Source organism: Streptomyces sp. NPDC058257 (assembly GCF_042881845.1).
Taxonomy (GTDB): domain Bacteria; phylum Actinomycetota; class Actinomycetes; order Streptomycetales; family Streptomycetaceae; genus Streptomyces.
Window position 1 is genome coordinate 69,509 of sequence record NZ_JBHVXJ010000007.1, and the last position, 25,104, is coordinate 94,612.

Annotated in this window: 35 protein-coding genes and 1 riboswitch; of the genes, 21 read left to right on the top strand and 14 right to left on the bottom strand. The window is 70.2% G+C overall.

The window, feature by feature from the left end; all coding sequences use genetic code 11:
* Positions 1 to 138: 138 nt before the first annotated feature.
* Genes bioD through bioB form a run of 3 tightly spaced genes read right to left on the bottom strand, consistent with a single transcriptional unit; the run spans position 139 to position 3,370 of the window.
* Positions 139 to 882, bottom strand: coding sequence for a dethiobiotin synthase (bioD, locus tag ACFVXC_RS18850; RefSeq protein WP_389906544.1), 744 nt, complete (start codon positions 880 to 882; stop codon positions 139 to 141).
* 6 nt (positions 883 to 888) lie between these two features.
* Positions 889 to 2,187: an adenosylmethionine--8-amino-7-oxononanoate transaminase gene (locus tag ACFVXC_RS18855; RefSeq protein ID WP_389906545.1), complete on the bottom strand. Its 1,299-nt coding sequence runs from the start codon at positions 2,185 to 2,187 to the stop codon at positions 889 to 891.
* Entirely contained in the window at positions 2,180 to 3,370 is a 1,191-nt protein-coding gene (gene bioB / locus ACFVXC_RS18860) for a biotin synthase BioB (RefSeq protein WP_389906546.1), read from the bottom strand. Before bioB ends, ACFVXC_RS18855 begins: the two co-directional genes overlap by 8 nt.
* Positions 3,371 to 3,533: 163 nt before the next feature.
* Here bioB and ACFVXC_RS18865 point away from each other — a divergent pair, with 163 nt between their 5' ends.
* The gene (locus ACFVXC_RS18865; RefSeq protein ID WP_389906547.1) at positions 3,534 to 4,676 is read left to right on the top strand and encodes an 8-amino-7-oxononanoate synthase; all 1,143 of its coding nucleotides are present in this window, start codon (positions 3,534 to 3,536) and stop codon (positions 4,674 to 4,676) included.
* On the opposite strand, the gene ACFVXC_RS18870 is transcribed toward ACFVXC_RS18865, so the two are convergent.
* The gene (locus ACFVXC_RS18870; protein WP_389906548.1) at positions 4,677 to 4,901 is read right to left on the bottom strand and encodes a DUF397 domain-containing protein; all 225 of its coding nucleotides are present in this window, start codon (positions 4,899 to 4,901) and stop codon (positions 4,677 to 4,679) included.
* 9 nt (positions 4,902 to 4,910) lie between these two features.
* Entirely contained in the window at positions 4,911 to 5,771 is an 861-nt protein-coding gene (locus tag ACFVXC_RS18875; RefSeq protein WP_389906549.1) for a helix-turn-helix domain-containing protein, read from the bottom strand.
* A gap of 269 nt (positions 5,772 to 6,040) precedes the next feature.
* Between ACFVXC_RS18875 and ACFVXC_RS18880 the strand changes: the two genes are divergently transcribed.
* On the top strand, positions 6,041 to 6,517 hold the full coding sequence (locus ACFVXC_RS18880; RefSeq protein ID WP_389906550.1) for an ATP-binding protein: 477 nt from the start codon (positions 6,041 to 6,043) through the stop codon (positions 6,515 to 6,517).
* A gap of 11 nt (positions 6,518 to 6,528) precedes the next feature.
* Here ACFVXC_RS18880 and ACFVXC_RS18885 read toward each other — a convergent pair whose 3' ends face one another.
* Positions 6,529 to 7,440, bottom strand: coding sequence for a LysR family transcriptional regulator (locus ACFVXC_RS18885; protein ID WP_389906551.1), 912 nt, complete (start codon positions 7,438 to 7,440; stop codon positions 6,529 to 6,531).
* Between the two features lie 152 nt (positions 7,441 to 7,592).
* Between ACFVXC_RS18885 and ACFVXC_RS18890 the strand changes: the two genes are divergently transcribed.
* A complete protein-coding gene (locus tag ACFVXC_RS18890; RefSeq protein WP_389906552.1) occupies positions 7,593 to 8,222 on the top strand; it encodes a LysE family translocator in 630 nt (209 codons plus the stop codon).
* On the opposite strand, the gene ACFVXC_RS18895 is transcribed toward ACFVXC_RS18890, so the two are convergent.
* The 4 genes from ACFVXC_RS18895 to ACFVXC_RS18910 all read right to left on the bottom strand — a co-directional run bounded on the left by ACFVXC_RS18895 (position 8,176) and on the right by ACFVXC_RS18910 (position 10,876).
* Entirely contained in the window at positions 8,176 to 8,760 is a 585-nt protein-coding gene (locus ACFVXC_RS18895) for a DUF6328 family protein (protein WP_389906553.1), read from the bottom strand. The genes ACFVXC_RS18890 and ACFVXC_RS18895 overlap by 47 nt on opposite strands.
* Before the next feature lie 160 nt (positions 8,761 to 8,920).
* A complete protein-coding gene (locus ACFVXC_RS18900) occupies positions 8,921 to 9,394 on the bottom strand; it encodes a C40 family peptidase (RefSeq protein ID WP_389906554.1) in 474 nt (157 codons plus the stop codon).
* A gap of 3 nt (positions 9,395 to 9,397) precedes the next feature.
* A riboswitch (cyclic di-AMP (ydaO/yuaA leader) is annotated at positions 9,398 to 9,570 on the bottom strand.
* A 354-nt stretch (positions 9,571 to 9,924) separates the two neighbouring features.
* Entirely contained in the window at positions 9,925 to 10,233 is a 309-nt protein-coding gene (locus ACFVXC_RS18905; RefSeq protein WP_389906555.1) for a hypothetical protein, read from the bottom strand.
* 7 nt (positions 10,234 to 10,240) lie between these two features.
* Positions 10,241 to 10,876 carry an ATP-dependent Clp protease proteolytic subunit gene (locus ACFVXC_RS18910; protein WP_389906556.1) on the bottom strand — a complete coding sequence of 212 codons (636 nt, stop codon included), beginning with the start codon at positions 10,874 to 10,876 and terminating at the stop codon, positions 10,241 to 10,243.
* Positions 10,877 to 11,093: 217 nt separating this feature from the next.
* Here ACFVXC_RS18910 and ACFVXC_RS18915 point away from each other — a divergent pair, with 217 nt between their 5' ends.
* The 12 genes from ACFVXC_RS18915 (at position 11,094) to ACFVXC_RS18970 (ending at position 18,546) form a co-directional block, all read left to right on the top strand.
* On the top strand, positions 11,094 to 12,629 hold the full coding sequence (locus ACFVXC_RS18915) for an amidase (protein ID WP_389906557.1): 1,536 nt from the start codon (positions 11,094 to 11,096) through the stop codon (positions 12,627 to 12,629).
* Entirely contained in the window at positions 12,580 to 13,029 is a 450-nt protein-coding gene (locus ACFVXC_RS18920; protein ID WP_389906915.1) for a phage holin family protein, read from the top strand. The genes ACFVXC_RS18915 and ACFVXC_RS18920 overlap by 50 nt, the downstream gene beginning before the upstream one ends.
* Positions 13,030 to 13,089: 60 nt before the next feature.
* Positions 13,090 to 13,512, top strand: coding sequence for a gas vesicle protein (locus tag ACFVXC_RS18925; RefSeq protein ID WP_389906558.1), 423 nt, complete (start codon positions 13,090 to 13,092; stop codon positions 13,510 to 13,512).
* Between the two features lie 100 nt (positions 13,513 to 13,612).
* Positions 13,613 to 14,038 (top strand): gas vesicle structural protein GvpA, encoded by a 426-nt coding sequence (locus tag ACFVXC_RS18930; protein WP_389906559.1) that lies wholly within the window; start codon positions 13,613 to 13,615, stop codon positions 14,036 to 14,038.
* The gene (locus ACFVXC_RS18935) at positions 14,035 to 14,814 is read left to right on the top strand and encodes a GvpL/GvpF family gas vesicle protein (RefSeq protein WP_389906560.1); all 780 of its coding nucleotides are present in this window, start codon (positions 14,035 to 14,037) and stop codon (positions 14,812 to 14,814) included. Before ACFVXC_RS18930 ends, ACFVXC_RS18935 begins: the two co-directional genes overlap by 4 nt.
* A gap of 4 nt (positions 14,815 to 14,818) precedes the next feature.
* Positions 14,819 to 15,082 (top strand): gas vesicle protein GvpG, encoded by a 264-nt coding sequence (locus tag ACFVXC_RS18940; protein WP_389906561.1) that lies wholly within the window; start codon positions 14,819 to 14,821, stop codon positions 15,080 to 15,082.
* Positions 15,079 to 15,735: a DNA primase gene (locus tag ACFVXC_RS18945; protein WP_389906562.1), complete on the top strand. Its 657-nt coding sequence runs from the start codon at positions 15,079 to 15,081 to the stop codon at positions 15,733 to 15,735. The genes ACFVXC_RS18940 and ACFVXC_RS18945 overlap by 4 nt, the downstream gene beginning before the upstream one ends.
* Positions 15,728 to 16,846 (top strand): SRPBCC family protein, encoded by a 1,119-nt coding sequence (locus ACFVXC_RS18950; protein ID WP_389906563.1) that lies wholly within the window; start codon positions 15,728 to 15,730, stop codon positions 16,844 to 16,846. Before ACFVXC_RS18945 ends, ACFVXC_RS18950 begins: the two co-directional genes overlap by 8 nt.
* Complete coding sequence (locus ACFVXC_RS18955) at positions 16,843 to 17,286, top strand: gas vesicle protein (protein WP_389906564.1); 444 nt, start codon at positions 16,843 to 16,845, stop codon at positions 17,284 to 17,286. Before ACFVXC_RS18950 ends, ACFVXC_RS18955 begins: the two co-directional genes overlap by 4 nt.
* A complete protein-coding gene (locus ACFVXC_RS18960; RefSeq protein ID WP_389906565.1) occupies positions 17,283 to 18,071 on the top strand; it encodes a GvpL/GvpF family gas vesicle protein in 789 nt (262 codons plus the stop codon). The genes ACFVXC_RS18955 and ACFVXC_RS18960 overlap by 4 nt, the downstream gene beginning before the upstream one ends.
* On the top strand, positions 18,068 to 18,256 hold the full coding sequence (locus tag ACFVXC_RS18965) for a gas vesicle protein (protein WP_160509195.1): 189 nt from the start codon (positions 18,068 to 18,070) through the stop codon (positions 18,254 to 18,256). Before ACFVXC_RS18960 ends, ACFVXC_RS18965 begins: the two co-directional genes overlap by 4 nt.
* Positions 18,253 to 18,546, top strand: coding sequence for a gas vesicle protein K (locus tag ACFVXC_RS18970; protein ID WP_389906566.1), 294 nt, complete (start codon positions 18,253 to 18,255; stop codon positions 18,544 to 18,546). Before ACFVXC_RS18965 ends, ACFVXC_RS18970 begins: the two co-directional genes overlap by 4 nt.
* 24 nt (positions 18,547 to 18,570) lie before the next feature.
* Here ACFVXC_RS18970 and ACFVXC_RS18975 read toward each other — a convergent pair whose 3' ends face one another.
* A complete protein-coding gene (locus ACFVXC_RS18975) occupies positions 18,571 to 19,116 on the bottom strand; it encodes a type 1 glutamine amidotransferase domain-containing protein (RefSeq protein WP_389906567.1) in 546 nt (181 codons plus the stop codon).
* 142 nt (positions 19,117 to 19,258) lie between these two features.
* On the opposite strand from ACFVXC_RS18975, the gene ACFVXC_RS18980 reads away from it, so the two are divergent.
* Positions 19,259 to 20,272, top strand: a complete 1,014-nt coding sequence (locus tag ACFVXC_RS18980; protein WP_389906568.1) for a Ppx/GppA family phosphatase — start codon at positions 19,259 to 19,261, stop codon at positions 20,270 to 20,272.
* Between the two features lie 155 nt (positions 20,273 to 20,427).
* Here the strand turns inward: ACFVXC_RS18980 and ACFVXC_RS18985 are convergent, their stop codons facing one another.
* Both ACFVXC_RS18985 and ACFVXC_RS18990 read right to left on the bottom strand, forming a co-directional pair.
* Positions 20,428 to 20,697, bottom strand: a complete 270-nt coding sequence (locus ACFVXC_RS18985; RefSeq protein WP_389906569.1) for a WhiB family transcriptional regulator — start codon at positions 20,695 to 20,697, stop codon at positions 20,428 to 20,430.
* Between the two features lie 101 nt (positions 20,698 to 20,798).
* Complete coding sequence (locus ACFVXC_RS18990) at positions 20,799 to 21,194, bottom strand: ANTAR domain-containing protein (protein WP_389906570.1); 396 nt, start codon at positions 21,192 to 21,194, stop codon at positions 20,799 to 20,801.
* A gap of 133 nt (positions 21,195 to 21,327) precedes the next feature.
* On the opposite strand from ACFVXC_RS18990, the gene ACFVXC_RS18995 reads away from it, so the two are divergent.
* Together ACFVXC_RS18995 and ACFVXC_RS19000 are read left to right on the top strand one after the other, a co-directional pair.
* On the top strand, positions 21,328 to 21,654 hold the full coding sequence (locus ACFVXC_RS18995; protein ID WP_389906571.1) for a MarR family transcriptional regulator: 327 nt from the start codon (positions 21,328 to 21,330) through the stop codon (positions 21,652 to 21,654).
* 100 nt (positions 21,655 to 21,754) lie between these two features.
* Entirely contained in the window at positions 21,755 to 22,042 is a 288-nt protein-coding gene (locus ACFVXC_RS19000; RefSeq protein ID WP_389906572.1) for a type II toxin-antitoxin system Phd/YefM family antitoxin, read from the top strand.
* A gap of 20 nt (positions 22,043 to 22,062) precedes the next feature.
* Here ACFVXC_RS19000 and ACFVXC_RS19005 read toward each other — a convergent pair whose 3' ends face one another.
* Complete coding sequence (locus ACFVXC_RS19005; protein WP_389906573.1) at positions 22,063 to 22,557, bottom strand: Lrp/AsnC family transcriptional regulator; 495 nt, start codon at positions 22,555 to 22,557, stop codon at positions 22,063 to 22,065.
* 72 nt (positions 22,558 to 22,629) lie between these two features.
* Here ACFVXC_RS19005 and ACFVXC_RS19010 point away from each other — a divergent pair, with 72 nt between their 5' ends.
* The 3 genes from ACFVXC_RS19010 (at position 22,630) to ACFVXC_RS19020 (ending at position 24,967) form a co-directional block, all read left to right on the top strand.
* Positions 22,630 to 23,649: a DMT family transporter gene (locus ACFVXC_RS19010; RefSeq protein ID WP_389906574.1), complete on the top strand. Its 1,020-nt coding sequence runs from the start codon at positions 22,630 to 22,632 to the stop codon at positions 23,647 to 23,649.
* Between the two features lie 47 nt (positions 23,650 to 23,696).
* The gene (locus ACFVXC_RS19015; protein ID WP_389906575.1) at positions 23,697 to 24,176 is read left to right on the top strand and encodes a DUF2000 domain-containing protein; all 480 of its coding nucleotides are present in this window, start codon (positions 23,697 to 23,699) and stop codon (positions 24,174 to 24,176) included.
* 131 nt (positions 24,177 to 24,307) lie between these two features.
* Positions 24,308 to 24,967, top strand: coding sequence for a dihydrofolate reductase family protein (locus tag ACFVXC_RS19020; protein WP_389906576.1), 660 nt, complete (start codon positions 24,308 to 24,310; stop codon positions 24,965 to 24,967).
* The last annotated feature ends 137 nt before the right edge of the window (positions 24,968 to 25,104 follow it).

Below are 25,104 nucleotides of genomic sequence, written 5' to 3' on the forward strand. Positions count from 1 at the left end.
GGATCTGCGGGGAGCCGCACAGGAAATGCGGGAGGCCCCTATGAGGAGTCAGCCGCACGGGAACTGCGGGAGGCCCCCTGGAGGAGCGGCAGCGGAGCCCGCCGGTGTCGCTCCGGCGGGCTCAGTGCTCCGGTGTCCTCAGAGCCCCGGAGTTTCCCGAGCCCCCGCGGTCTCCCGTGCCGTGAAAGCCGCAGCGTCCCAGGCGCCCCCCAGCTCCGGTCCCAGCCAGGCCCCGGCTCGGGTGCGGAAGTCGCCCGGCGCGAGTGCGCCCGCGCCCTGCGGCACCGCGCCGAGAAGCGGTGCGCCAGCGGCCTGGGGCAGGTCCGCGAGGTTGCAGCGTGCGGCCAGATCCGGTGCGGTGGGCCAGCTGCCGATCGTCACCCCCAGCGGCTCCAGGCCGCGGGCCCGCAGCGCCTCCGCGGTGAGCGCCGTCGTGTTCAGGGTGCCGAGGCCCGCCGGCGTGACCACCAGGACCGGGGCCGTGAGGAGGCGTGCGGCGTCGGCGAGGGTGGCGCCCTCGTCGTCGTAGCGCACGAGCAGGCCGCCCGCGCCCTCGACCAGGACCAGGTCATGCCCGGCCGCCAACTTCTGCGCCGCCTCGGCCACTTCGTAAGGCCGGACCGGCGCCATGCCTGCCCGCCGCGCGGCGGTGTTCGGCGCGAGCGGCTCGGGAAAGCGGGCGAGTTCGAGGGTGGTGATCCCGTCCCCCGCGAGACGCGTCACCTCTTCCGCGTCGCCCGGCTCGCCTGGCACCACCCCCGTCTGCGCGGGCTTGAGCACCGCGACACTGTGCCCCGCGGCGAGCGCGAGGGCGGCGACGGCGGCCGTCGTGACCGTCTTGCCGATCTCGGTGCCGGTCCCGGACACCACGATGACTGTCATGTCTGCTCAGCCCTCCCTCGCCGCCGCGCACACCGCGCGCCCGATGCGTGCCACGTCGTCGTCGCTCGTGACGAACGGCGGCATCGTGTAGATGAGGTCGCGGAACGGCCGCACCCACACCCCCTCGCGCGTCGCGGCGCGCGTGGCCGCCGCCATGTCCACGTCGTGGTCAAGCTGCACGACGCCGATCGCGCCGAGCACGCGTACGTCCCGTACGCCCGGCAGTCCGGCAGCCTCGGCCAGCGAGCCGCGCAGGCCCGCCTCGATGCGCTTGACCTCGGTCCGCCAGTCCTGCCCGAGCAGCAGCTCGATCGAGGCGCAGGCCACCGCGGCGGCGAGCGGATTGCCCATGAACGTCGGCCCGTGGGCCAGCACAGGCACCTCACCCCGAGAGATGCCGTCCGCGACCCGAGGCGTGCACAGCGTGGCCGCCAGCGTCAGATAGCCGCCGGTCAGCGCCTTGCCCAGGCACATCACATCGGGCGTGACCCCCGCGTGGTCCGCGGCGAACAGCGCGCCCGTGCGGCCGAACCCCGTGGCGATCTCGTCGAACACGAGCAGCACGTCGTGCTCGTCGCAGGCCTCCCGCAACACCCGCAGATAAGCGGGGGAGTGGAACCGCATACCGCCCGCGCCCTGCACCACGGGCTCCACGATCACCGCGGCGAGCTCGTCGGCGTGGCGTCCGATCACCTCGCGCAGGTGGTCGGCGTACGCGTCGTCGTACGCCTCGTACCCCGCGGGCGGCATGTCCGCGAACACCTGCTGGGGCAGCGCCCCCTGCCACAGCTCGTGCATGCCGCCCTCGGGGTCGCACACCGACATGGGCTGCCAGGTGTCCCCGTGGTAGCCGCCGCGCCAGGTCAGCATCCGCCGCTTGGCCGGGCGGCCCAGGGAACGCCAGTGCTGCAGGCACATCTTGATCGCGACCTCGACCGACACCGAACCGGAGTCCGCGAGGAAGACATGCTCGAGGCCGTCCGGAGATATGTCGACAAGGTGCTTCGCGAGGCGCACGGCGGGCTCATGGGTGAGCCCGCCGAACATGACATGACTCATCCGGTCCAGCTGACCGCGCGCCGCGTCGTTGAGCACGGGGTGGTTGTAGCCGTGGATCGCCGACCACCAGGACGACATGCCGTCGACCAACTCACCCCCGCCGCCCGCGAGACGGAGCCGTACGCCGCTCGCCGACTCGACGACCAGGGGCTCCTGGCGGCCGGGCATGGGGCCGTACGGATGCCACACGTGGCGTCGGTCCAGGTCGAGCAGTTCGGGCACGGAGAGGCCGGAAGGGTCAGGCATTGGGCGCCAGATCCGTTCCCGCGCCCCGTCGGCGTACCGCCACCAGATCCGTGCGCGCCCCGGTCTCCGTGGCGTCAGTGGGCGCGGGCGCCGCTTCGGACGAGCCGCACGGCCCGCAGCCGCCCCCGCCGCCCCCGCCGTCCCCGTGCGACCCGCATCCCGCCGCCGCGATCGCGTCCGCGCGGTGCTCGGGCAGCGTCACCGTGCCCGCGCCCTCGACCTCGAAACCGGCGTCCGCGATCATCTCCAGGTCGGTCCTGCCCGCCTGGCCCTCACTGGTCAGATAGTCGCCAAGGAAGATCGAGTTGGCGAGGTGCAGGGCCAGGGGCTGCATCGTGCGCAGATGCACCTCGCGGCCACCCGCGATGCGCACCTCCACGTCGGGGCAGACGAAGCGGACCATCGCCAGGATGCGCAGGCAGCGCTGCGGCGTGAGGTTCCACTCCTTGGCCAGCGGGGTGCCCTCGAAGGGGATCAGGAAGTTGACCGGCACGGAATCGGGGTCGAGGCCGCGCAGCGCGTAGACCACGTCCACCAGGTCCTCATCCGTCTCACCCATGCCCGCGATCAGCCCCGAACAGGCGGAGAGGCCCGCGGCCTGCGCCTGCTGCACGGTGTCTACGCGGTCGGCGTACGTGTGGGTCGTGGTGATCTCGCCGTACGTCGCCTCGGACGTATTGAGATTGTGGTTGTACGCGTCCGCGCCCGCCGTGCGTAGTTTGTCCGCCTGGCCCGCGGAGAGCAGCCCGAGGCACGCGCACACCTCGACGCCCTCGTTCTGCTCCTTGATCGCCTCGATGGTCCGCGAGACCCGGTCGACGTCACGGTCGGTCGGTCCGCGGCCGCTCGCGACCAGGCAGACGCGCTTGGCGCCGCCCGCGACCCCGGCCGCCGCGGACTGCGAGGCCTCGTCGGGCTTCAGCCAGGTGTACTTGAGGATGCCCGCCGTCGAGCCGAGGCGCTGCGAACAGTACGAGCAGTCCTCCGGGCAGAGGCCTGACTTGAGATTGACCAGATAGTTGAGTTTCACCCGCCGCCCGAACCACTGCCGCCGCACCTTCCCGGCGGCGGCCACCACGTCGAGAAGCTCGTCGTCGGAGGTGGCCAGCACGGCCAGCGCCTCTTCGCGGGTCGGCAGCTCGCGCCGAAGCCCCTTGTCCACCAGCGTGTTCAGCAGATCCATGGCGCTGATCCTTACGTACGAGAGCCTCCCTTTCCAAGGAGACTTCGCACAACAGAAACGCTGAGAGGTGTGGGTATTGCCACATCCTGGCCCGGTGGTCGGACGGCTAGGGTCTGTGCACTGTCTACAAATCGGCCAGTGATGACGACCCGGAGGAACCGCCATGGCGAGCTCGCCGTTCGACTGGATCGACGAGCAGGCGAGCCTGCGCGCCAGGGCCGGACTCGTCCGCACCCTGCGCCCCCGCCCCGCCGACGCCGGCGGCCTCCTCGACCTGGCGAGCAACGACTATCTGGGCCTCGCCAGACACCCCGTGATCACGGAGGGCGCCGCGGCCGCGGCCAGGCGCTGGGGCGGCGGAGCGACCGGCTCCCGCCTGGTGACGGGCAGCACCGAGCTGCACGCGGAACTCGAGCGTGAACTCGCCGGGTTCTGCGGCTTCGAGGCGGCCCTCGTCCTCTCCTCCGGATACGCGGCGAACCTCGCCGCGGTCACCGCCCTCGCTCCGCACGGTTCGCTGATCGTCTCGGACGCGGGCAACCACGCCTCGCTGATCGACGGCTGCCGCCTCGCGCGCGGTACGACGCAGGTGGTGCCGCACACCGATCCCGCAGCGGTGCGCAAGACGCTCGACGGGCACGCGGGTCCCGCGGTCGTCGTGTCGGACACGGTCTTCTCGGTCGACGGTGACGCGGCTTCACTGACCGAACTGGATTCCGTTTGTGCGGAGTTCGGTGCCGGTCTCATCGTCGACGACGCCCACGGGCTCGGGGTGCTCGGCGACGGCGGGCGGGGTGCCCCGCAGGCGGCCGGGCTCGCGGGCAACGCCCGCACGGTGGCCACGGTCACCCTGTCGAAGTCCCTCGGCAGCCAGGGCGGCGCGGTCCTCGGCCCCGCCAAGGTCATCGACCACCTGGTCAACGCGGCCCGCACCTTCATCTTCGACACGGGACTCGCCCCGGCCGCCGTGGGTGCGGCTCTCGCTGCTCTGCGCCTGCTGCGCGGGGAGCCCGGGCGCGCCGCACGTGCTCGCGAGGTCGCGGCCGAACTGTATGAACGCCTCACGGCGGAAGGCCTCTTGGCGGTCCGGCCCGACGCCGCCGTCGTCTCCGTGCGCGCGCCGTCGCCAGAAACGGCCGTGCGGTGGGCCGCCGACTGCCGGGGCGCGGGCCTCGCCGTGGGCTGCTTCCGTCCGCCGTCGGTGCCCGACGGCATCTCGCGGCTGCGGCTGACCGCACGGGCGGATCTCACCGGCGCGCAGATCGCCGATGCCGTCCGAGTGATCAGCCGCACCGCACCGCGATAGTCACCGGAGGCCGTGGACGAAGGCCTCCCAGGTGGCGGGCGAGAAAAGCAGGGCGGGCCCTGCCGTGTTCTTCGAATCGCGCACGGCGAGCAGCCCCCGCTTCGGCCCCGAAGCGAGCGGAGCTGTTTCCACGCAGTTGTTCATGCCGTTGCTGCGGCTGCTGCGATACCACCGTGCGTCGTGCAGAGACGTGCTTGAAGGTACGTGCCGAGGCAGTGCAGTCATGGTGCCCCCTTACGCGCCGTCACGTATCCCGGCGATGTGATCCGTTGATTCCTCGGGTGAAAGTGCCTGTCTTCGAAGGGAGTTGAAGGCATCCGTGTACGCCTGGAGGTCCTCTCTCCGTTCGAGGTAGAGGCTACTCGTCAAGTGGTCGAGAACAACCACATCCAGATCAGCAATGTTCGGAAAGGAGAAGATAACGAAAGAGCCGATAAGGCCGATGTGCTCCCCGGCGGCGAACGGCAGCACCTGAATCCGCACGTGGGGCAGTTGTGAGGCCTCCAGTAACCGTTTCAACTGACCCGCGAGGACCTGACTGCCGCCCACCGGCCTGTGGAGCACCGCCTCGTCCAGGACCACGCTCAGGTGCAGCGGAGGAGCCGCGCGCAGCACGTCCTGACGGGCCAGACGCACCTCGACCAGCGCGTCCACCAGCTCGTCCGGCCTTCCGCCGAGCGCTGCCCGCGTCACCGCACGCGCGTAGTCCGGGGTCTGCAGCAGGCCCGGCACGACGGTGGTCTCCAGAGTGCGGACCCGGCAGGCCTGTGACTCCAGGCTGATGAAGTCGCGGTAGGCGGGCGGCAGCAGCTCGCGGTAGGCATGCCACCAGTGGCGGCGCCCGCCCTCGTCCTCCGGGCCCGCGAGCGCGACCAGCAACTGGCGCAGGTGCGGGTCCTTCACCTCGTACGCCTCGAGCAGCAGGCGTACGTCGGTCGCCTTGGCACCGCTACGCCCCGTCTCGATCCGGCTGACCTTCGACTGATGCCAGCCGACCCGGTCCGCCGCCTGGCCGCTGGTGAGTCCGGCGTGCGTGCGCAGCGCACGGAGCTCGGCACCGAGTTTCCGGCGGCGCACCGCGGGGCCGTACCGCATGTCCGTCTCCTTCCCGACGGAGCCTCTTTCCCGGACTCCTCAGGCCTTTCACCGGCGACAGTAGAGGAAGCGTCGTCCTCGCGCCCAAATACGGTCTTCCGTAGCAGAGTTCACCGCTTCGAGCGACAGATATATGCACATCTTGCTGGATGGCCACCTGTGAGCGCCCCGAGAGTGGCAGGCTGGCGCAAAGCACCATTCCGGGACTGTCCTCGTGCCTTCCGTTACGAGTCGGAGCCGAGCCCCGGTGGGAAAGGGACAGCGTCGCCATGGCAGACCTTCAGGAAGCATCCGTCACCCTGCCGAGCGATCCTGCCTCGGTCTCCGCGGCCCGGAAGTACGTCTTGACCGTCCTCACCGAGTGGGGCCTCCCGGACGACACGGAGGTGGCCGACACAGTCCGGCTCATCGTCTCCGAACTCGCCACGAACGCCGTCCAGCACACCCGGGGCCAGTCGCCCACCTTCACGGTGGAGATGGAGCTCGACCGGGAGGAGCAGCTGCGCATCGGCGTCACCGACAGCCACCCCCGCTACCCCAAGCGGCTGCCCGCCGCGGTCCAGCAGGACAACGGCCGCGGCTTGGTGATCATCCGCTGGCTGGCCATGGAGTGCGGCGGCAGGCTGTCGGTCACGCCCACCCCCGAGGGCGGCAAGACGGTCTGGATCGCGCTGCCGTGGACCGCGACGATCCGCGGTGACACGACAGCGGCTCCCTCGGCTTCGCGCTCGCGCTCACCCCGCTGAGCGTTTCGCCCTCACCCCGCCGAGCGTCCGAAGGCCCCCCGGAGCAGCGCCCGGAAGGTGTCCGCCGCGGGATGTGACTCGTCGGAGCGGTGGACGACCGAGATCGTACGGCGCAGATTCCCCGGCTCAAGCGGCCTGACTCCCACCGGGGTGACCGCCGTCCGCGCCACCATCTCCGGTACGACGGCGACCCCGAGACCGGCGCTGACCAGGGCGCACACCAGCGCGTAACCCGGAGTCTCGACCAGGACCGAGGGCGTCGCCCCGGCCCGGACGAGTGCGGACTCCACGCCCTGCCGGGGTGGATGCGTCGGCGCCATGCTGATCAGCGGCTGACCTGCCAGCTCGCTCAGCGGCAGCCGTGACGAGGCGCTCGCGAGCGCGTGGCCGGGCGAGGTCACCAGGACCAGCTCCTCGACCAGGACCGGTTCCGCGGACACGGAGGCGGGCAGCGGCTGCGCGTCCGCGGGCTCGTAGGTGTGGGTGAGGGCCAGGTCGACCTCGCCCGCGGCCACGGCCGCGACGCCGAGCGGCGGTTCATAGCCCCGGACCGTCAGTTCGATGTCCGGATGGGCGCGGCGGAACGCGGTGAGCGCGGGCGGCATCAGATGGATCCCGGCGGTGGTGAAGGTCCCCACGCGCAGTCTGCCGCCGGACAGGCCCGTGAGCCGGGCCAGTTCGTTGCGGGCCTGCTCCATCTCGTCCAGGACCCGGCGCGCCCGCGCGAGAAGGAGCTCGCCCGCGCCGGTGAGGCGTGCCCCGCGGTGATGCCGGACCAGGAGCGCGGTGCCCGCCTCCCGTTCGAGCTTGGCCAGCTGCTGGGAGAGAGCGGGCACGGTGTAGCCAAGGCGTTCGGCGGCGCGGGTGATGGACCCGGCCTCGGAGACCGCCACCAGTGCGGCGAGCCGCGTCGGGTCGTACATGGAAGTCTCCCGGTTCAGGAGCGTGCGGGAGCCGACGGGCGCCGTGAGGGCGTGTGGTGCCGTCCGTCGGCGTGGGGGTAAACGCCTGCTTAAGGCAGACCCAGGATATTCCACATACCTGCTGAAGGCAGAAGGGCGGCAGCCTGGAGGCCATGGACGCACAACTGGTCACCTTCACCGGAGTCGCCGCGGGCATGGTCGCCATGCCGGGCGCCGACTTCGCCGTGGTGGTGCGCAACGCCCTCACCTCCCGCCGCGCCGGAGTCGCCTGCGCGATCGGTGTCGCGGGCGGGCTCGTGGTGCACACGGTGCTCGCGGTGGCCGGGGTCGCGGCCGTCCTGGCGGCGGTTCCCACGCTCTTTAGGGCCCTGCAGATCATGGGAGGCGCCTATGTGCTGTACCTCGGCTACCGCGCGCTGCGTTCGGCGGCGCGTGCGCCGGAGAGCTTCGGCGCACCGGACGGTGAGGTGGAGGCGGCGGCCGGGGGCAGTCTGCGACAGGGCTTCCTCACCAACGCCCTCAACCCCAAGGCGCCCATCACCTTCCTCAGCGTGCTGCCCCAGTTCGTCCCCGCGGGCAGCCCCGCGATGCCCAGGACCCTGCTGCTCGCGTCCATCATCGTGGCCCTGGCCCTCGTGTGGTTCCCGGTCGTCGCGCTCCTGGTGGACCGGCTCGGCCGCTGGCTGCGGAGGCCGCGTACGGCCCGTGCGATCGAGGGCGGTACGGGTGTCGCGCTCAGCGTCCTCGGTCTGGCGCTCCTGACCGAGGCGCTGATGGCGTGACGCCGCCCGGCCCGCCGGTGCCGGTGCCGGCGGCCTGGTCGTCCTTGCCCGCGCCGCGCACCAGGACGGGAAGCAGGCCCCAGAGGCCCGCGCACACCACCAGCGTGCCCGCGCTCGCGATGATCCCGCCGGTGCGGCCCACCGCCACGTCCACGACCAGGAGCACGGAACCGGCGAGCGCGAACACCAGGACCACCATGCCGATACCGGCGAGGCGGGACGACACCCGCACGATCCGCGGCTTGGAGTGCTGCCCGAACAGCGACCTGTGTAAGGCGGCCGGCGCGGTGAACAGCGCGGCGGACAGGACGGCGAGCAGCAGTGTGGTGACGTACGTGGCGCGCTGCACGGTGTCCAGCGAGGGGAAGCGCTCGGTGAAGGCGAGCGTCAACAGGAACGCGAAGAGGATCTGCACCCCGGCCTGCGTGACGCGCAGCTCCTGGAGGATCTCGGAGAAGTTGCGGTCGGCGCGCTCGAAGCTCGTTTCGTCGCGCGGCGGGGGGTTGCCCGGGGTGGGAGCACTGTTGTTTTCGGCCATGGCGCACGAGTATCCGCGTGGACGCCTTCCACGCCCGGCGGACGCGCCGATCAGAGGGCCGGGCGGGGGCGGGCGGAGACCCGGCCGGGGGCGGCCGAGCGGCGGCGGCAGCCGTGAGGCTCCCGCCGCCGTCCGACAGTCGACGTTCGGTGGCGCGTGATCAGCGCACCCTGCCGTACCAGACGCTCTTCGTCCAGATCTTCTCGAGGCGCACCACGGTGTTCGACTTCGGGGCGTGCCAGATCCGGCCCTTACCGGCGTAGATGCCGACGTGGTAGACGTTCCGGCCGGAGTGGAAGAAGACGAGGTCGCCGCGGGAGCGTTTCGACGCCGAGACGTGGCGGGTCTTGTTGTACTGCTGTGCGGCGGTGCGAGGCAGCTTCTTGCCCGCGCGCTTGAAGGAGTAGAGGGTCAGGCCCGAGCAGTCGAACCTGTGCGGCCCCATCGCTCCGTAGCGGTACGGCGAGCCTTTCTTCGAGGCGGCGATCTTGAGCGCTTTGGTCCCGTGAGTGGCGGCCTCTGCTTCCGTCGTGAGCCCTGGGCCCACGAGGGTGCCGCCTACGACGGCGAGTGTGAGGGCCGATACGGAGCCGGCCCTGGTCAGCAGCGACGGAACATGATTCAGCGCGGTCATGCGCAACCCTTCGTCAGCCGCCTGTGAAGGATGACCTGTCGGATTCGGGCTGGCGAAGTTGCCCGGCCGCGGTGTGCGGCTTCACCCCAAGGGTCGGCGTCCGGACCTTCCGGACCGACCCGTCATGCCTGGGTCCTCCACTCCTGCCGATGCACCGATGTCGACCGGTCATCCGGGTGGCGGCAGGACTCGGCGTCCGCCCGGACCGCCCCGCCGCTGTGGCGGGGGCTTGTCGTCGGAAGGGATCTTGACCCGTCAAGGGTGCGAATTCCGAGCCGAAACGGCGTTTTGTGAGGCTCCTCACGGCTGAACCGTTCGGGTGGACAAGGTCTGATTCGGGAGCGGAGCGAGGCACCCGACGATCGTTCGACCAGCACCGGAACGAGGAATTCCGGCCATCGCGTACACATCTGACGCAACCGCGGACGGCCCGAATGACTACCAATGTCTACGCCGAACGAGGTAGCCCGTTTGGTTCGTTTGAGTCCTGCCCCGGACGGTTCGGACGCCGGAGCCGGGGTGATGGAGGCTCAGGACGCCGACAAAGGCGGCACGGTGACCCGTCCGGCTCGCCGCTCCCCGTCCAGCACGCGGAGCGCTCGGGCCAGCGTCGGCGCGTGCACGGCGCTCTCGCCCCGCTGGTGCATGAGTGTCAGGGCGTCCCGCAAGGCGGTCGCGCTGCTCACCAAGGCCTGAGCGGCGCGCAGCCCGCCGTAGGTGTCCGAGGCGCGGGCGGGATTGATCCGGCCGACCAGGTCGACCACTTCGAGATACCGGTCGATCAACTCGCCCTCGGCGCGGGTGAGTGCGGGCAGCGGAGGAAGCTCGGGAGGCAACACCGGTGGCTCACCTCGCGTCCGGGGTGCGCAGGGATGATGTGCGGTTCGTGATGAGCCGGTCCACCAGGCCGTACTCGACCGCTTCGGAGGCGCTGAGGATCTTGTCGCGCTCGATGTCGGCCGCGACCAGCTCCGGGCTCCGGCCGGTGTGTTGGACGAGCAGCCTCTCCAGCTGCGCCCGGGTGCGCAGGAGTTCGTCGGCCTGGATCGCCAAGTCGGTCGCCTGACCGTGGACCGGCTCGGCGAGCGAGGGCTGATGGATGAGGATCCGGGCGCCCGGCAGCGCGCATCGCTTGCCGGGGGTGCCCGCGGCAAGGAGGACGGCCGCCGCCGACGCGGCCTGGCCCAAGCAGGTCGTCTCCACGTCGCAGGTGACGAACCGGATCGTGTCGTAGATGGCCGTCATCGCGCTGAACGAGCCGCCGGGAGAGTTGGTGTAGAGCGAGATGTCGCGGTCGGGCGCCAGGTATTCGAGGTGCATGAACTGCGCCATCACGTCGTTGGCGGAGGTGTCGTCGATCGGCGTCCCGAGGAAGACGATGCGCTCATCGAGCAGCTTCGAGTAGGGATCGAGGGTCCGCTGCCCCGTGGAGGTGCGCTCGGTGAACTTGGGCAGGACATGGCGGGCGAACGGTCGGTTCATGGCACGTCTCTCCTCCGGCGGGGCGGCTGCCCCCAAGGTGTCTGTAAAAAATGTACAGGACGTACGTAACGTCGTGATGGGGGGCATGTTCGAGTGATCCGCCGGAGTCAACAGACGGACCGCGTTTCAGCCGCTCGCTGAAAGCGCATGCCGAGAACGCGGCCACGAACGCCGACCGCCGACCGCCCCGAAAACCGCCCCGAGCCGAAAGCGTCGTATGAGCCCTGAAGCCCACCGAGTCCCCGATGCCGCGGAGCTCGTCCACCTGACCGCCCGCGAACTCGCCGCCCGGATCCGCGACCGCGAACTGTCCGCCCGCGAGGTCGTCCAGGCGCATCTGGACCGGATCGAGCAGGTCAACGGCGCCGTGAACGCCGTGGTGACCCTTACGGCGGAGCGCGCGCTCGACGAGGCGTACGCCGCCGACGAACAGGCGGCGCGCGGCGAACCGCTCGGCCCGCTGCACGGATTGCCCATCGCGCACAAGGACACCCACGACACCCGTGGCATACGGACCACCTATGGGACGCCGCTCCTGGCCGACAACGTCCCGGACCGCGACGAACTGATCGTCGAGCGCATCCGTGCCGCCGGGGCGATCACCGTCGGCAAGACCAACGTGCCCGAGTTCGCAGCCGGTTCGCACACCTTCAACCCGCTCTTCGGCGCCACCCGCAACCCGTACGACCTTCGGCGGTCGGCGGGCGGCAGCAGCGGGGGAGCGGCGGCTGCGCTCGCGTGCGGCATGCAACCGCTGGCCGACGGCAGCGACATGGGCGGCTCCCTGCGCAACCCCGCGTCGTTCTGCAACGTGGTCGGCCTGCGCCCCTCGCCGGGGCGGGTGCCGAGCTGGCCGGACACCACCCCGTGGTCGACGATGGCCGTGCAGGGGCCGATGGCGCGCTCGGTCGCCGACGCGGCCCTGCTGCTGTCCGTCGTCGCAGGGCCCGACCCACGCTCGCCGATCGCCCTGGAGACGCCGGGGAGCGCGTTCGGCGGATCGCTGGAACGGGATCTGACGGGGCTGCGGATCGCCTGGTCGCCGGACCTGGGGGGAGCGGTGCCGGTCGACCGCGAGGTCACCGACGTGTTCGCGCCCGCCGTCACGGTCTTCGCCGACCTGGGGTGCTCGGTCGAGGAGGCCTGCCCCGACCTCTCCGGCGCCGACGAGGTGTTCCGGACCTTCCGCGCCTGGCAGTTCCACCTGGCGCTCGGCGAGCTCGTGGAGACCGCGGCCGACCGCATGAAGCCCAGCCTGGTGCGGAACGTACGGCAGGGACGAACGCTCACCGGTATCGACTTGGAGCGGGCCACCGTGCTGCACGGCGAACTGTTCCACCGGGTGAGGGAGTTCTTCGAGCGGTACGACGCCCTGGTCCTGCCGACCAGCCAAGTGGCGCCCTTTCCCGTCGAGTTGGAGTACCCGGCCGATGTCGACGGGGTTTCGATGTCCGACTACCTGGAATGGATGCGCTCGGCGTATCTGGTGTCCGCGACCGGCAGCCCGGCGCTTTCGGTGCCCGCCGGATTCACCCCGGCCGGACTGCCGGTCGGGCTGCAGATCGTCGGGCCGCACCGTGCCGATCTACGGGTCCTGCAGATCGGTCACGCCTTCGAGCGGGCCACTCGGCACGGCGAGCGCAGGCCCGAGTGGGGTGGCGTTACGCGTCCGGACGGCCGGGTACTCGGGCGCCATGAATCGCTTGGAGCATCTGGACCATCTGGATCATCTGGACAAGGGCCTCGTCGATGAACTGACGCGTGCCGCCCGAGAGGCCGTACGCGACGAGCTGAGAGAGCAGACGCGCAAGCAGCGCCGGACGGCGGCACTGTACGCGGGGGCCGGGGCCGTCGGCCTCTACGCGGGTGCCGCGCTGGCGCTCGCCTTCGGCCTCGCTCTCGCCCTCGGCCTGCCCGGCTGGGCGTCCGCGCTGATCACCGCGGTGGTACTGGGGGGCGTGGCCTATCTGCTGCGCGACGCGGCCCGCCCTTCCACGGCCCGCCCTTCCACGGACGGTCCGTCGACTGCCGGTCCGTCCGCGACCCCTCCGCCCATGTCGCCGCCGACCCCTGAACGTCCGGTGACACAGCCGACCGTGGACGCGGCGGATCCGGGCGTGGATCCCGAGATGCCACACCGCTGGGGCCAGTGAGCCGCGGCATCTCGCTGTGGATGTTTGGCCAACGGATTGCGGGCCACTCGTGAAGACGAGGTGGCCAACTTGAACACACCGTCAGATTCAGCGAAGAGGAAGACGAGTTCGCAGAACTCGAGGACTTCAACCGAACGCGCGGAGAGCGACAAGAGCCACCGCGCGGAGAGCGAAAAGACCCACCGCGCGGAAAACGGCAGGGCGAACCGTCGGCCGGGCCCCATGGAGGTGCTGCGCACGGCGCGCACCCAGCTCGCCGAGCTCACCGGAATGACCGCCGAGTCCGTGTCGTCCTTCGAACAGACCGAGGCCGGCTGGACGTTGGAGATCGAGGTCCTGGAACTCACCCGGGTCCCGGACACGATGAGTCTCCTCGCGAGTTACCAGGTGGAGTGCGACCCGCAGGGTGAGCTCCTTGGCTACCGGCGCGTCCGCCGCTACGAACGCGGGCGCGCCGACTCGCCCAAGCCCGGCGGCCGCTAGAGCCCGTTCCACGCGGGATTCCGCAGTTCTTCGCACAGAGCGGCTCTCTCCACGGAGCGGCTCTCTCCCCAGACTTCCCAGACAAGGAGGGCCGGTCGGCATGACCGTCGTACCTGCACAGCAATCGGGCGGATCGGGAGGCACAAGTGGCCTCTACGACGTCCTGGAGCTCGTACTCGACCGCGGGCTCGTCATCGACGCCTTCGTGCGTGTCTCGCTCGTCGGCATCGAGATCCTGAAGATCGATGTGCGTGTGGTCGTCGCCAGCGTCGACACCTATCTGCGCTTCGCCGAGGCGTGCAACCGCCTCGACCTGGAGGCCGGACCGCACCGGGATCCCGGACTCCCCGACCTGGTGGGCGAGATGACCGAATCCGGTGCGCGCGGCAAGTCCAAGGGCGCGCTGTCCGGTGCCGCAGAGACCATCTCCGACGCGTTCAAGCAGTCCCGTGAAGAGGGCCAGTCGGAGCCCCGCCCGCGCGCACGCAAGAGCACGTCCGCGCGCAGGAAGGAGGAGCAGGAATGAGCACGTACGTCTATGGCATCACCGAGAGTTCGCACCCCTCGCTCCCCGAAGGCATGGGCGGCGTGGGAAAGCCGGCGCGGCCCGTGCGCGTCATCAAGGAAGGCGACCTCGCTGCCATTGTCAGCGACGCGCCCGAAGGACTGCGCGCCAAGCGCAACGACCTGCTGGCCCATCAGAACGTGCTGAACGAGGCGGGCGCGGCAGGCCCGGTCCTGCCCATGCGGTTCGGCAACATCGCCCCGGACGACACGGCCGTCGCGAGCGTGCTCGCGGAACGCGCCGAGCACTACCGGGAGCGGATCACGACGCTGGCGGGCAAGGTCGAGTACAACGTCAAGGCCAGTCACGACGAACAGGCCGCCCTGCACCGTGTGATGGCCGACAACCCCGAGGTCCAGGATCTCGCCGAGGCCAACCGGCAGTCGGGCGGCGGCAGTTACGACCAGAAGCTGCAGCTCGGCGAGATGGTGGTGGCCGCGCTCCAGAGCCGGGAGGCCCAGGACGCGGTGGAACTGCACCGCATCCTGGAGCCTACGGCGCACGCCGTCAGCGTGGGCCCCGAGTCCACGGGATGGCTGGCCAATCTGTCGCTCCTGGTGGAGCGCGAGTCGGCCGAGGTGTTCCTCGCCGCCGTCGAGGAGGCCCGCAAGAGCCATCCGCACGTCGAACTGCGCGTCAACGGCCCGCTGCCGCCCTACAGCTTCGTGGAGCCCGGGCCCTCCGAGCCGGCGGGAGCCACGCCGGAGGCCATGGGCTCGCAGAGCGGCCGGGAGTAAGCACATGGGACTGATCGGCGAAGTGCTGATGCTGCCGTTCGCACCCGTGCGTGGCGGCCTCTGGGCGGTGAACCAGGTACTCGCCGAGGCCGAGCGCCTCTACTACGACCCGGCCACCGTCCGCTCCGAACTCGCCCTTCTCGAGCAGCGGCTCGAGTCGGGGGAGATCGGCGAGGAGGAATTCGACAGCCAGGAGGACGAGTTGCTCGACCGACTGGAAATAGGCCTGCGCACCGGCGCGGGAACCGACAACGGGACCACACGATGAATCGACTTGGATTGGGCCTCGCCGTAGGGGCCGGATACGTCCTGGGACGTACGAAGAAGATGAAGCTGGCCTTCGCGGTCGGCACCATGGTGGCCGGCAAGCGGATGAATCTCAGCCCGCGTGCCCTTGGGGACCTGCTGTCCCAACAGCTCCAGAACAATCCGCAGTTCAAGGAGATCGGCGACCAGCTGCGCGGGGACCTGCGCGGCGTCGGAAAGGCCGCCACCGGAGCACTGGTCGAGCGGCAGATCTCGGGTCTCGCCGACCGGCTGCACGGACGTACGGCGGATGTGCGTGACCAACTGGACGGCGTGACACCGGACATACCCGGACGCGGCAGCGAGGACGAGGCCGAAGAGCCGGACGACACGTACGACGGCCAGGACGACCAGGACGACCAGGATCACGAAGAGTCCGCGGAGGCGGAGCGCGAGGAGCCCGAGAAGAAGCCCCGGCCGCGGAAGAAGGCGCCCGAGCAGCGGGCCGCCCCCAAGAAGGCGCCGGCCAAGAAGAGCCCCGCCCGCAAGACGGCGGCGCAGAAGAGCCCCGCCCGTAAGACGGCGGACAAGGCTCCGGCCAGGGCCGCGGCGAAGACATCCGCGCGCCGCGCCACCGGAGCCCGGGTGCCGAAGGAGGGCGGTCGTGATGAGTGACACCCTGAAGTCCGCGAAGAACGGGGCGAAGGAGAATCCGCTCGCAGGCATCGCGCAGAGCGAAGCCGCCGACCGGCTCAAGTCGGAGGTCCAGGAGTACCTCGGTGCCCAGGCCCAGCGTCTGCTGGTCGGAGTGGGCCACAAGCTCGGCGAGACGACGGGCAAGCTCAACGACATCGCCGAGGGCAACAGTCCGGGCTTCGCCAAGCTGGCCCTCGACGGCGGACGCAAGATGGCCGAGGGCAAGGGCCCGCTGCGGTCCGCCATCGAGGTCGGTGCGGGCCGGGCCAAGGACAATGTGGTCGGCGCCTTCAAGAACATGACCGGCGGCAAGGGCCGCCGGAAGGGCGGGGCCGGCAAGAAGCCGACGGTCATCATGGAGTTCGTGGACGTCGGCGTGCCGCTGCGCACGGCGTACGACCAGTGGACCCAGTACCAGGAGTTCAGCACCTTCGCCAAGGGCGTCAAGAGCGCGAACCGCGCCGACGACACCACCTCCGACTGGCAGGCCAAGGTCTTCTGGTCCAACCGGAGTTGGAAGGCCCACACCACCGAGCAGGTGGCGGACGACCGGATCGCCTGGACCTCGGAGGGCGCGAAGGGCACGACGAAGGGCGTCGTCTCCTTCCACTCGCTGGCCGAAAACCTCACGCGCGTCCTGCTGGTCCTGGAGTACTACCCGAAGGGGCTCTTCGAGAAGACCGGCAACATCTGGCGCGCGCAGGGCCGCCGGGCCCGGCTGGACCTGAAGAACTTCGCACGGTTCATCACCATCAAGGGTGAGGCGGAGGACGGCTGGCGCGGCGAGATCCGCGACGGCGAGGTCGTCCAGAGCCATGAGGACGCGCTCGAGGAGGAGCAGGGCGAGGAGAGCGAGGCGGGCGAATCGGAGAACGTCGCCGAGGACGAGTACGAGAGCGACGACGAGGAGCAGCCCGAGGAGTCCGAGGAGTCCGAGGAGCCGGAGGAGTCCTATGAGGACGAGCAAGAGGACGAGGAGGACGAAGGCGCGGACGAGGCGAGGTACGAGGACGACGAGGCTGAGGACGACGAGGGCGAAGAGGACGAGGCGAACGACGAAGAGCCCGCTGTGAGCGGGAGTCGCCGATGACGATGCCAAGCCGGATGCCCGAGCCGTACGGGCAGGGCGGCGGCGCGAACCTCGCCGACATTCTGGAGAGAGTGCTCGACAAGGGGATCGTGATCGCCGGGGACATCCGGATCAACCTGCTCGACATCGAACTGTTGACCATCAAGCTGCGGCTCATCGTCGCCTCCGTCGACAAGGCGAAGGAGATGGGGATCGACTGGTGGGAGGACGACCCCGCGCTGTCCTCAGGTGCGCGCCGTAATGAACTCGCCCGTGAGAACGCCGAGTTGCGTGCTCAGGTTGCCGAACTGGAGCAAGGCCCGACGGAGCGACGCACGGTGGAGCGAGGAAAGACGGAACAGAGTAAAACGGAACAGAGTAAGACGTCACAGGGTGAAACGGCTCAGGGTAAAACAGCTCAAGGCAGGGCGAAGCGGAGCAGCACGGAGGAGAGCACATGAGCGGACTGCGGTACGTCTACGCCATCTGCCGCCCCTTCGACGCCGCGCTCAAGACCCAGGTGGCCGGGGTGGACGGCGCGCCCCCCGGCCAGCTGCCGCACCACGGCCTGATCGCCGTGGTCGGTACCGTGCCGGAGCGGGACTTCGCGGAAGAGCCGCTCCGGCGTCATCTGGAGGACCTGGACTGGCTGAGCGCGACCGCGCGCGCCCACCAGGCCGTGATCGACGCGCTCACCGTGGTCACCACTCCGCTGCCGCTGCGGCTCGCCACCGTGTTCCGGGACGACGCGGGTGTGCGGGCGATGATGGAGGAGCGGGAGGATGCGCTCCACCGGACGCTCGACCGACTCGACGGCCGTGTGGAATGGGGCGTCAAGATCCATGCCGACGCCGAGACGACCCGCCCGGCCGAGGAGCCGGAGAAGGCCGCGACGGGGCGGGACTACCTGCGCCAGCGCCGACAGCGCAACAGGGCCCATGAAGAGAGGTGGCAGAGCGCCGAGAAGTTCGCGGACCGGCTGCACGACATGCTCCGCGGGCACGCGGAGGATGCCCGACTGCACGCGCCTCAGAACTCCGCGCTTTCCCGGGAATCGGGCCGCAACGTACTCAACGCGTCCTATCTGGTGCCGCGTTCGGACTCGGAGGCCTTCGTGGAACTGGTGCAGGGCGTCCAGGGCGAGGGGTCCGGACTGCGCGTGGAGCTCACCGGGCCGTGGGCCGCGTACTCCTTCGCTGGCCTGGAGGCCGACGGGGACGCCGTGGCGGGGGAGGCGGGACTGTGACAGTCGTCGAACGCCGGGAGGTCGCCCTGGTCGACCTGCTCGACCGGTTGCTCGCGGGTGGGGTCGTCATCACCGGGGACCTCACCCTGCGCATCGCGGACGTCGATCTGGTCCGTATCGACCTGAACGCCCTCATCAGCTCGGTGAACGAGCAAGTCCCCTCACCCTTCGAGGAGTTGCTGTGAGCGAGCGGACGCCGGGCAAGAACCGCCTTGAACTCGAACCGGACACGGTGGAACGCGACCTGATCAAACTCGTTCTGACCGTCGTGGAACTGCTGCGCCAGCTCATGGAGCGGCAGGCCGTGCGCCGATTCGACACCGGGGAGCTCGACGAGGACCAGGAGGAGCGCATCGGGCTCACGCTGATGCTCCTCGACGACCGTATGGCCGAACTGCGCGAGCGCTACGGACTGCGGCCCGAGGACCTGAATCTGGACCTCGGGCCGCTGGGTCCGCTGCTCCCGAGGGAGTAGCTCGCCTCGGCCGCCAGTCAGCTCTCAGGAGGCGGTCGGCTTCGCGAACTCCGCCAGGAACGCCTCGCAGAACGCCTTCAGGTCGTCCGGCTTGCGGCTTGTGATGAGGGCGTTGGGCCCGTCGTGGCAGATCTTCACCTGCTCGTCCACCCAGGTGCCGCCGGCATTGCTGATGTCCGTGCGCAGGCTCGGGAACGAGGTGAGTCCCCGGCCGGAGACGACGTCCGCCTCGATGAGGACCCACGGGGCATGACAGATGGCGGCGACCGGACGGCCGCTGTCGAAGAAGCCGCGTACGAAGGACACCGCACTCTCGTCGAGGCGCAGGGCGTCCGGGTTGGCCACGCCACCCGGCAGGACGAGCCCGTCGAAGGAGTCAGCAGACACCTCACCGACGACCTTGTCCACGGGGAACGTGTCGGCCTTGTCGAGATGGTCGAAGGCCTGGACGCGGCCCGACTCCGTCGACACGAGGACGGGCTCGCCGCCCGCGTCGGTCACCGCCTTCCAGGGGTCGGTGAGTTCGATCTGCTCGACGCCCTCCGGCGCCATCAGGAATGCGACACGCATGGTTGCTCACTCTCCTCGCGGGCCCCGGACGGTCACGTCCGTGGCGCGTTGCACGGTCGGATCACCGGTTCCCTGGTCCCACCAAGGTCAACCAAAGTGGTCGCCGTGACTGACCAGTGGCCAAATGGGTACTCAGAGTCACATGCGAATGAGTGTGATGGATGTGGGCGCCAACGCGGTCCGGCTGGTCGTCGTGGACGCCGAGGGCGGTGTGCCCTTGCCGGTCCACACCGCCAAGTGGAAGGTGAGACTCTCCGAGGAGGTCGGGCCGAGCGGGGTGATCCCCGAGGAATCCGTGGGACAGCTCGTCACGGCGGTCACCGCCGCCGCCGAGACCGCCCGGCGGTGGGGCTCGGCCGAGCCACTGGCCTTCGCCACGACGGTCGTACGCAGCGCGCCCAACCGTCTTGACGTGCTGCGGACCGTGGGCGAGGAGACCGGCGTACGACTGTGCACGCTGCCCGGAGAGGTGGAGGCCGAGCTCACCTTCCTCGGGGCCCGCCGGTGGATGGGGTGGCGGGCCGGACCGCTCGCTCTCTTCGACATCGGCGGCGGTTCGCTCGAGGTGGCCTTCGGGCGCGGGCGGCTGCCGGATTACGTGGCTTCGCTGCCTCTCGGCGCGCGCAGGCTGAGCCGGGAGTTCTTCGACGGCGAGGATCCGCCGAGCGAGCAGAGCGTGAAGGAGCTGCGGCGCAAGGTGCGCCACCAGCTGCGTGACGTCGCCGCGCGGATCCGCTGGGAGGGGCCGCGCACCGCGGTGGCGACGTCACGGACGTTCCAGCAGTTGGCGCGACTCGGAGGCGCGGCACCCGGTCGCCACGGGCCGTTCATGGCACGTCAGTTGAGCCGCGCGGACCTGCGCGAGTGCCGCGACCGGCTCGCCAAACTGCCGGCGGCCGAACGAGCCGCGCTGCCGGGGGTCTCGGCGCCACGGGCCGTGCAGAGTCTGGCCGGGGCCATCGTGGGGCACACGGCGATGAAGCTGACGGGCGTGAAGGCGGTCACCATCTGCCCCTGGGCCATCCGTGAGGGCGTCCTGCTGCGGCACATGGAGGACGGCGGGGCGTGGTGGGCGGAGGCCAGCGCGCGGGAGGGGTTGGCCGGGCCGGTGGCGCGGCCGGCAGTGGCACTGCGGATCGCGGCTCTGCAGAACTGAGGCGCGGCTCTGTGGAACTGAGGCGCGGCGGTGCGGAACTGTCGCCGCCCTGCTGGACAGCGGCGCGGCTCGACGGAATCCTCGCGGCCCCGCCGAGCAGGGTCGCGGCCCCGCGGCACTGCCGTGAATCCGTGGGGCTACCGCGACTCCGCGGGCTACCGCGACTCCGCGGAACTGAGGTGTGCGCGTGCGGAGCTGTCAGCCTTTCGGCGCAGCACCGCACGTTCCTCCGCGTTGGCTCCGCCCCAGACTCCGAACGCCTGACCGCTGTCGAGAGCCCAGGCGAGGCACGGCCGGAGCACCGGGCATCGCAGGCAGATCCGCTTGGCGGCCAGCTCCTCGCGCAGCGCGGGTCCCGTCGCGCTGACGGGGAAGAACAACTCGGGGTCCTCGCGCGCGCAGAGCGCGCCGTGTACCCACTCCATCAACGCCTCCATTCGGGGGTGGAGTTGCCACGGGTGCCCCCGCAACGCGGACGGAAACCGAGGAGTGCCGGGAGGCGGAAGGGGCCGGTGTTGTGCCGGGCTCATCCCTCGTCCGTGCCAGATGCCGCCGGTGGCCCGTGGAGCTCGGCGACGGTCGCGGCCAGTTGCCGCCGGTACGGCTTCGGAATCCCCCCTCCCGTGACGGCGCTGACCAGCTCATCAGCCACGAGGTGCAGCTTGGTGTTCGTGTTCTGGGAGACGGAGACCAGGACGTCCCACGCGTGCTCGGGGCTCAGACCGAAGGAGGCCATCAGCACTCCGCGGGCCATGTCGATGACGGGCCGCGTCTGCATGGCCCGCCGCAGCTGACACAGTTCGGCGCTCGGGCACTGCTCGACCTCGCCGTCCGGAGCGACCTCGCCGTCCGGAGCGGTCTCGCCGTCCGGAGCGGCTTCGCTGTCCCGCGCCAGCCGCGCGGGAAGTGCACGTTCTGTCATGGCGGCAGCTCCGTAGGCGTCCGTGCGTCATCACCTCACCAAGAGTCGGCCCGTCGAGGTTCACCCGTCAAGAGATACCGGAAATGTAGTTCGTCCTTTTGAATGCGTGAATCAAACGCCCTATCTTGGAGCGATGGGTGAAGTACCTGAACCACACAGCGGTTGGACGTTCCTCACCAACCACGCCCGTGTCCTTGCCGCGATCGCCGACGATCCCGCCACCCGCATCCGGGACATCGCCGCACGCTGTCGGCTCACCGAGCGGGCCGTGCAGAAGATCGTCGCTGATCTGGAGGGGGGTGGCTATCTCTCCCACACACGGCAGGGCCGTTCCAACGCGTATCTCATCGAAGCGGGAACCATCCTGCGGCACCCGGCCGAATCAGGCCTCGCCGTCGCGGAACTCCTCACGCTCCTGGCCCAGCACGACGCCGAGAACGGCGAGGGCCCGAGGCGGTAGCGACTTTCCCGATACGGGTCGTGCTCCCCCCTCTGACCTGCGGCGAATCCGTTCCGCGCGAGCCTGATGGCCGTGCCGGGTGCCGGTTAAGCTGGGGAACATGGCCTACGAGATTCCGGTGACGCAAGCCCGGGCAGAGCTCGCCGATCTGATCAACCGCGTCGTCTACGGCGATGAGCGGGTGGTCGTCACCCGTCATGGCAAGCCACTCGTGGCCCTTGTCTCCGCCGCCGACCTGGAGCGACTCGAGCAGTTGCCCAAGGCCGACGAGGAGCAGGTGGTCAGCTCCGTCTCGTCGCTGCGCTCGACCTCCGCCCCGTCGTCCGGCGCGGGGGAGCGGCAGCGCTTCGGTATCGCCGCCGAACACCGGGGCCCCAACGCGACCTAGCTGTACGCATGTTGAGAACGTCAGCGGGTTCTGTGCGAGGAGCGGGGCCGATCGGGGCTGGTCGGCTCGATGCGGCGGGACTGGACGTGCTCGTAGATCATCGTGGTCTGTACGTCGGCGACTTCGCGGCGTTCGGTGAGACGGTCGATGACGAACGCGTACACGCTGTCGACGTCCGGGACGGCGATGTGGATGAGGAAGTCGTGAGCGCCGGAGGTGACGAACAGGCCGATCACCTCGGGCAGTCGGGCGGCCCACTCGCGAAATCCCTCGATGACCGGGCGGGCCGGCGGCCGGATCCGCACCGAGATGAGCGCTTGGACGGGTCGGCCGGCGGCGTCGAGGTCCAAGGCCGCGTGGTATCCGGTGATGACGCCGCGCTCGCGGAGCAGCCTGACGCGTTCCAGTGAGGTCGAGGGGGAGACCCCGGTCCTGGCCGCCAGCTCGCGGTTGGTCTGCCGTGCATCGTTCTGCAGTTCCCGCAGCAGGGCCCGGTCGAGTGCATCAAGTTCCATGAAATCCACTGTATGTCGGACGAAGTTCGGCAAGCGGCGTTACCTGCCGGATTCCTGCCTAGTCTCGCCGCCATGGATACACGGAAGAACGGCCCGGCCTTCGGCGCGGGTCTTGTGCTTGCGGCGGCGGTGCTGTGGGGCACGGTCGGCCCTGCTCAGGTCCTGGCGGACGATCCCATGGAGCCGGCGGCCCTCGGCGGCTGGCGGCTGGTCGTGGGCGGGCTGATCCTCGGAGCGCTCACCGCGCTCCGCCCGGGGAAGCTCCGGATTCTCGCCGAGGGCAGAGTCCTGCGCCCACTCCTGGTCTGCGCGGTCTCGACGGGCGTCTACCAGGCGGCCTTCCTCTCCTCGGTGTCGCGGACGGGGGCGGCTCTGGCCACGGTGATCGCCCTGGGCACCGCGCCCGCGGTGACCGGCGTGTGTGCCCGGCTGGTCGTCGGCGAGCGGATGGGCGCCGGCTGGATGGCCGGCACCGTCGCGGCCGTCGCAGGCTGCGCCCTGTTGCTGGCACCGGGCAGCGGAGGCCGCGTGGATCTGCTCGGCCTGTTTCTGGCGGTGTCCGCGGGTGCCTGCTACGGCCTGTACACCGTCTTCGCGAAGCAGATGGCCGCCGCCAACCGCGCCGCCGACCTGCCCACGCTCTCCGCGCTCTCCCTGCTCCTCGGCTCGCTCCCGCTGCTGCCCTGGATGATCACCGACACCACCCCGCTGCGCGACGGCTCCACGCTCGCCCTGATCGGCTGGCTCGGTGTGGCCACCACGGCTGCCGCGTACTGGCTCTTCACCGCGGGTCTCGTCAGAGTGCGGGCGACCGTGGCCGGGACGCTCAGCCTCGCCGAGCCTCTGGCCGCGGCTCTGATCGGCGTGCTGCTTCTCAACGAGCACCTTCCGCCGCCGGCGTGGGCCGGCTGCGCACTGATCCTCGCCGGAATGATCACCACCTGCCTGCCCGCGATGCCGCGGGGTCGCTCCGCCACACGAGCGACGGAGTTTGTGCCCGATCGCCGCATCACGTGCGCCGGATCCCCCGCCAGCGCCTCTCAGGCCGAACAAAATCCGGATACGACGCCTCGGTCCAGCATTTCTGCCTAGCATTCTCGCGTCTTCCCGCATGAGTAAAGAGGATTTGCATGTCTGTGATGAACGCACCGAGCGCGGCGACAGTGGGCTTCTCGCCCGAAGAGGTGGACTTCAGTCTGTCCACCCGCAAGGCCCGGCTGAAGTGGGTCGTGGTCGTCAACGCCGACCTGCCTCCCGGCCGGGCCGCCAACGCCGCCATCTGCGCCGCCGCCCCCACGGTGACCGCTGTACCCGGCCTCCTCGGCGCCGACGCCACCGACGAGGAAGGCACCATCCACCCGGGCCTGCCCTGGGCCGGCTGCTCCGTGCTCGTCGCCGACTCCGCCACGCTGCGCACCATCCGCGCCAAGGCGGCCTCCCGCACCGACACCTTCATGGCCGACGTGCCCGCCGCCGCCCAGAGCACCCGCGTCTACAGCGACTTCGTCGCGGCCGTGGGCGAGACCCGGACCGAGGACATGGACTACTGCGCGGTCAGCATCGTCGGCCCCCGCAACCCGGTCGACAAGATCGTCGGCAAGCTCCCCCTCATGCCCTGAAGAGAGCCGCTTTCGGCGCGCTGTGGAAAATAGTTGTGGGCCGCTGTCGATCCGGCCACCTCTCGTTCGACGTCATGGTGTGTGGCGCCCCGCCGCACACCATGACGCGACAGGACCTGACGAGGGAACACGTGGATCAACTGCTGAGAGTCATGAACTTCAACGTTTCGGCCGACGGGATCGGTGCCGGTGAGCACCAGAGGCTCGACCTGCCGTTCGGCCTCGATCATGCCGAGAGGCTCTTCGCCTGGGCCGGAGCCACAGCGAGCTGGCCCATGCGCACGGATTCCGGAGGAAGCCGGGGCCTCGACGACTACTTCACGCGAGACTTCGCCCGCAACATCGGCGCCGAGATCATGGGCCGCAACAAGTTCGGGCCGCAGCGCGGGCCCTGGCCGGACCACGAGTGGCGGGGCTGGTGGGGGGAGGAGCCCCCGTTCCACACGCCGGTGTTCGTCATGACCCACCACGAGCGTCCGTCGTTCACGCTCTCCGACACCACGTTCCACTTCGTCGACGGCGACCCGGCCACGGTCCTCGAACGGGCACGGCAAGCGGCACAGGGCAGGGACGTACGGCTCGGCGGCGGGGTCACCTCCATCCGGCAGTTCCTCGATGCCGACCTCGTTGACACCCTGCATGTGGCGGTCTCGCCGGTGAAGCTCGGGTCCGGGCTTCGCCTCTGGGATTCCCCCGATGAGCTGCTCGACCGGTTCCACCTGGAGGTCGTACCAAGCCCGAGCGGCGTGACGCACCACCTGTTCTGGCGACGGTCCTCGCCGACGGAGTAAGCACGCAGCGGTCAGCTGATCGGGGCGATCGTCGGCGAGGTTCTGGAGTGGATCCAGGCGACTTTCGAGGCCGCTGCCGAGGAGGCCCCGCCGCCACCGCCGGACGTGCTGGTCGGTCGCGCCCTGACTCAGGTGCT

Coding starts and splice junctions, on each gene's coding strand:
- bioD (WP_389906544.1), bottom strand. CDS start 882: ATGACAGTCATCGTGGTGTCCGGGACCGGCACCGAGATCGGCAAGACG.
- ACFVXC_RS18855 (WP_389906545.1), bottom strand. CDS start 2,187: ATGCCTGACCCTTCCGGCCTCTCCGTGCCCGAACTGCTCGACCTGGAC.
- bioB (WP_389906546.1), bottom strand. CDS start 3,370: ATGGATCTGCTGAACACGCTGGTGGACAAGGGGCTTCGGCGCGAGCTG.
- ACFVXC_RS18865 (WP_389906547.1), top strand. CDS start 3,534: ATGGCGAGCTCGCCGTTCGACTGGATCGACGAGCAGGCGAGCCTGCGC.
- ACFVXC_RS18870 (WP_389906548.1), bottom strand. CDS start 4,901: ATGACTGCACTGCCTCGGCACGTACCTTCAAGCACGTCTCTGCACGAC.
- ACFVXC_RS18875 (WP_389906549.1), bottom strand. CDS start 5,771: ATGCGGTACGGCCCCGCGGTGCGCCGCCGGAAACTCGGTGCCGAGCTC.
- ACFVXC_RS18880 (WP_389906550.1), top strand. CDS start 6,041: ATGGCAGACCTTCAGGAAGCATCCGTCACCCTGCCGAGCGATCCTGCC.
- ACFVXC_RS18885 (WP_389906551.1), bottom strand. CDS start 7,440: ATGTACGACCCGACGCGGCTCGCCGCACTGGTGGCGGTCTCCGAGGCC.
- ACFVXC_RS18890 (WP_389906552.1), top strand. CDS start 7,593: ATGGACGCACAACTGGTCACCTTCACCGGAGTCGCCGCGGGCATGGTC.
- ACFVXC_RS18895 (WP_389906553.1), bottom strand. CDS start 8,760: ATGGCCGAAAACAACAGTGCTCCCACCCCGGGCAACCCCCCGCCGCGC.
- ACFVXC_RS18900 (WP_389906554.1), bottom strand. CDS start 9,394: ATGACCGCGCTGAATCATGTTCCGTCGCTGCTGACCAGGGCCGGCTCC.
- ACFVXC_RS18910 (WP_389906556.1), bottom strand. CDS start 10,876: ATGAACCGACCGTTCGCCCGCCATGTCCTGCCCAAGTTCACCGAGCGC.
- ACFVXC_RS18915 (WP_389906557.1), top strand. CDS start 11,094: ATGAGCCCTGAAGCCCACCGAGTCCCCGATGCCGCGGAGCTCGTCCAC.
- ACFVXC_RS18930 (WP_389906559.1), top strand. CDS start 13,613: ATGACCGTCGTACCTGCACAGCAATCGGGCGGATCGGGAGGCACAAGT.
- ACFVXC_RS18935 (WP_389906560.1), top strand. CDS start 14,035: ATGAGCACGTACGTCTATGGCATCACCGAGAGTTCGCACCCCTCGCTC.
- ACFVXC_RS18940 (WP_389906561.1), top strand. CDS start 14,819: ATGGGACTGATCGGCGAAGTGCTGATGCTGCCGTTCGCACCCGTGCGT.
- ACFVXC_RS18945 (WP_389906562.1), top strand. CDS start 15,079: ATGAATCGACTTGGATTGGGCCTCGCCGTAGGGGCCGGATACGTCCTG.
- ACFVXC_RS18950 (WP_389906563.1), top strand. CDS start 15,728: ATGAGTGACACCCTGAAGTCCGCGAAGAACGGGGCGAAGGAGAATCCG.
- ACFVXC_RS18955 (WP_389906564.1), top strand. CDS start 16,843: ATGACGATGCCAAGCCGGATGCCCGAGCCGTACGGGCAGGGCGGCGGC.
- ACFVXC_RS18960 (WP_389906565.1), top strand. CDS start 17,283: ATGAGCGGACTGCGGTACGTCTACGCCATCTGCCGCCCCTTCGACGCC.
- ACFVXC_RS18975 (WP_389906567.1), bottom strand. CDS start 19,116: ATGCGTGTCGCATTCCTGATGGCGCCGGAGGGCGTCGAGCAGATCGAA.
- ACFVXC_RS18980 (WP_389906568.1), top strand. CDS start 19,259: ATGCGAATGAGTGTGATGGATGTGGGCGCCAACGCGGTCCGGCTGGTC.
- ACFVXC_RS18985 (WP_389906569.1), bottom strand. CDS start 20,697: ATGGAGTGGGTACACGGCGCGCTCTGCGCGCGCGAGGACCCCGAGTTG.
- ACFVXC_RS18990 (WP_389906570.1), bottom strand. CDS start 21,194: ATGACAGAACGTGCACTTCCCGCGCGGCTGGCGCGGGACAGCGAAGCC.
- ACFVXC_RS18995 (WP_389906571.1), top strand. CDS start 21,328: ATGGGTGAAGTACCTGAACCACACAGCGGTTGGACGTTCCTCACCAAC.
- ACFVXC_RS19000 (WP_389906572.1), top strand. CDS start 21,755: ATGGCCTACGAGATTCCGGTGACGCAAGCCCGGGCAGAGCTCGCCGAT.
- ACFVXC_RS19005 (WP_389906573.1), bottom strand. CDS start 22,557: ATGGAACTTGATGCACTCGACCGGGCCCTGCTGCGGGAACTGCAGAAC.
- ACFVXC_RS19010 (WP_389906574.1), top strand. CDS start 22,630: ATGGATACACGGAAGAACGGCCCGGCCTTCGGCGCGGGTCTTGTGCTT.
- ACFVXC_RS19015 (WP_389906575.1), top strand. CDS start 23,697: ATGAACGCACCGAGCGCGGCGACAGTGGGCTTCTCGCCCGAAGAGGTG.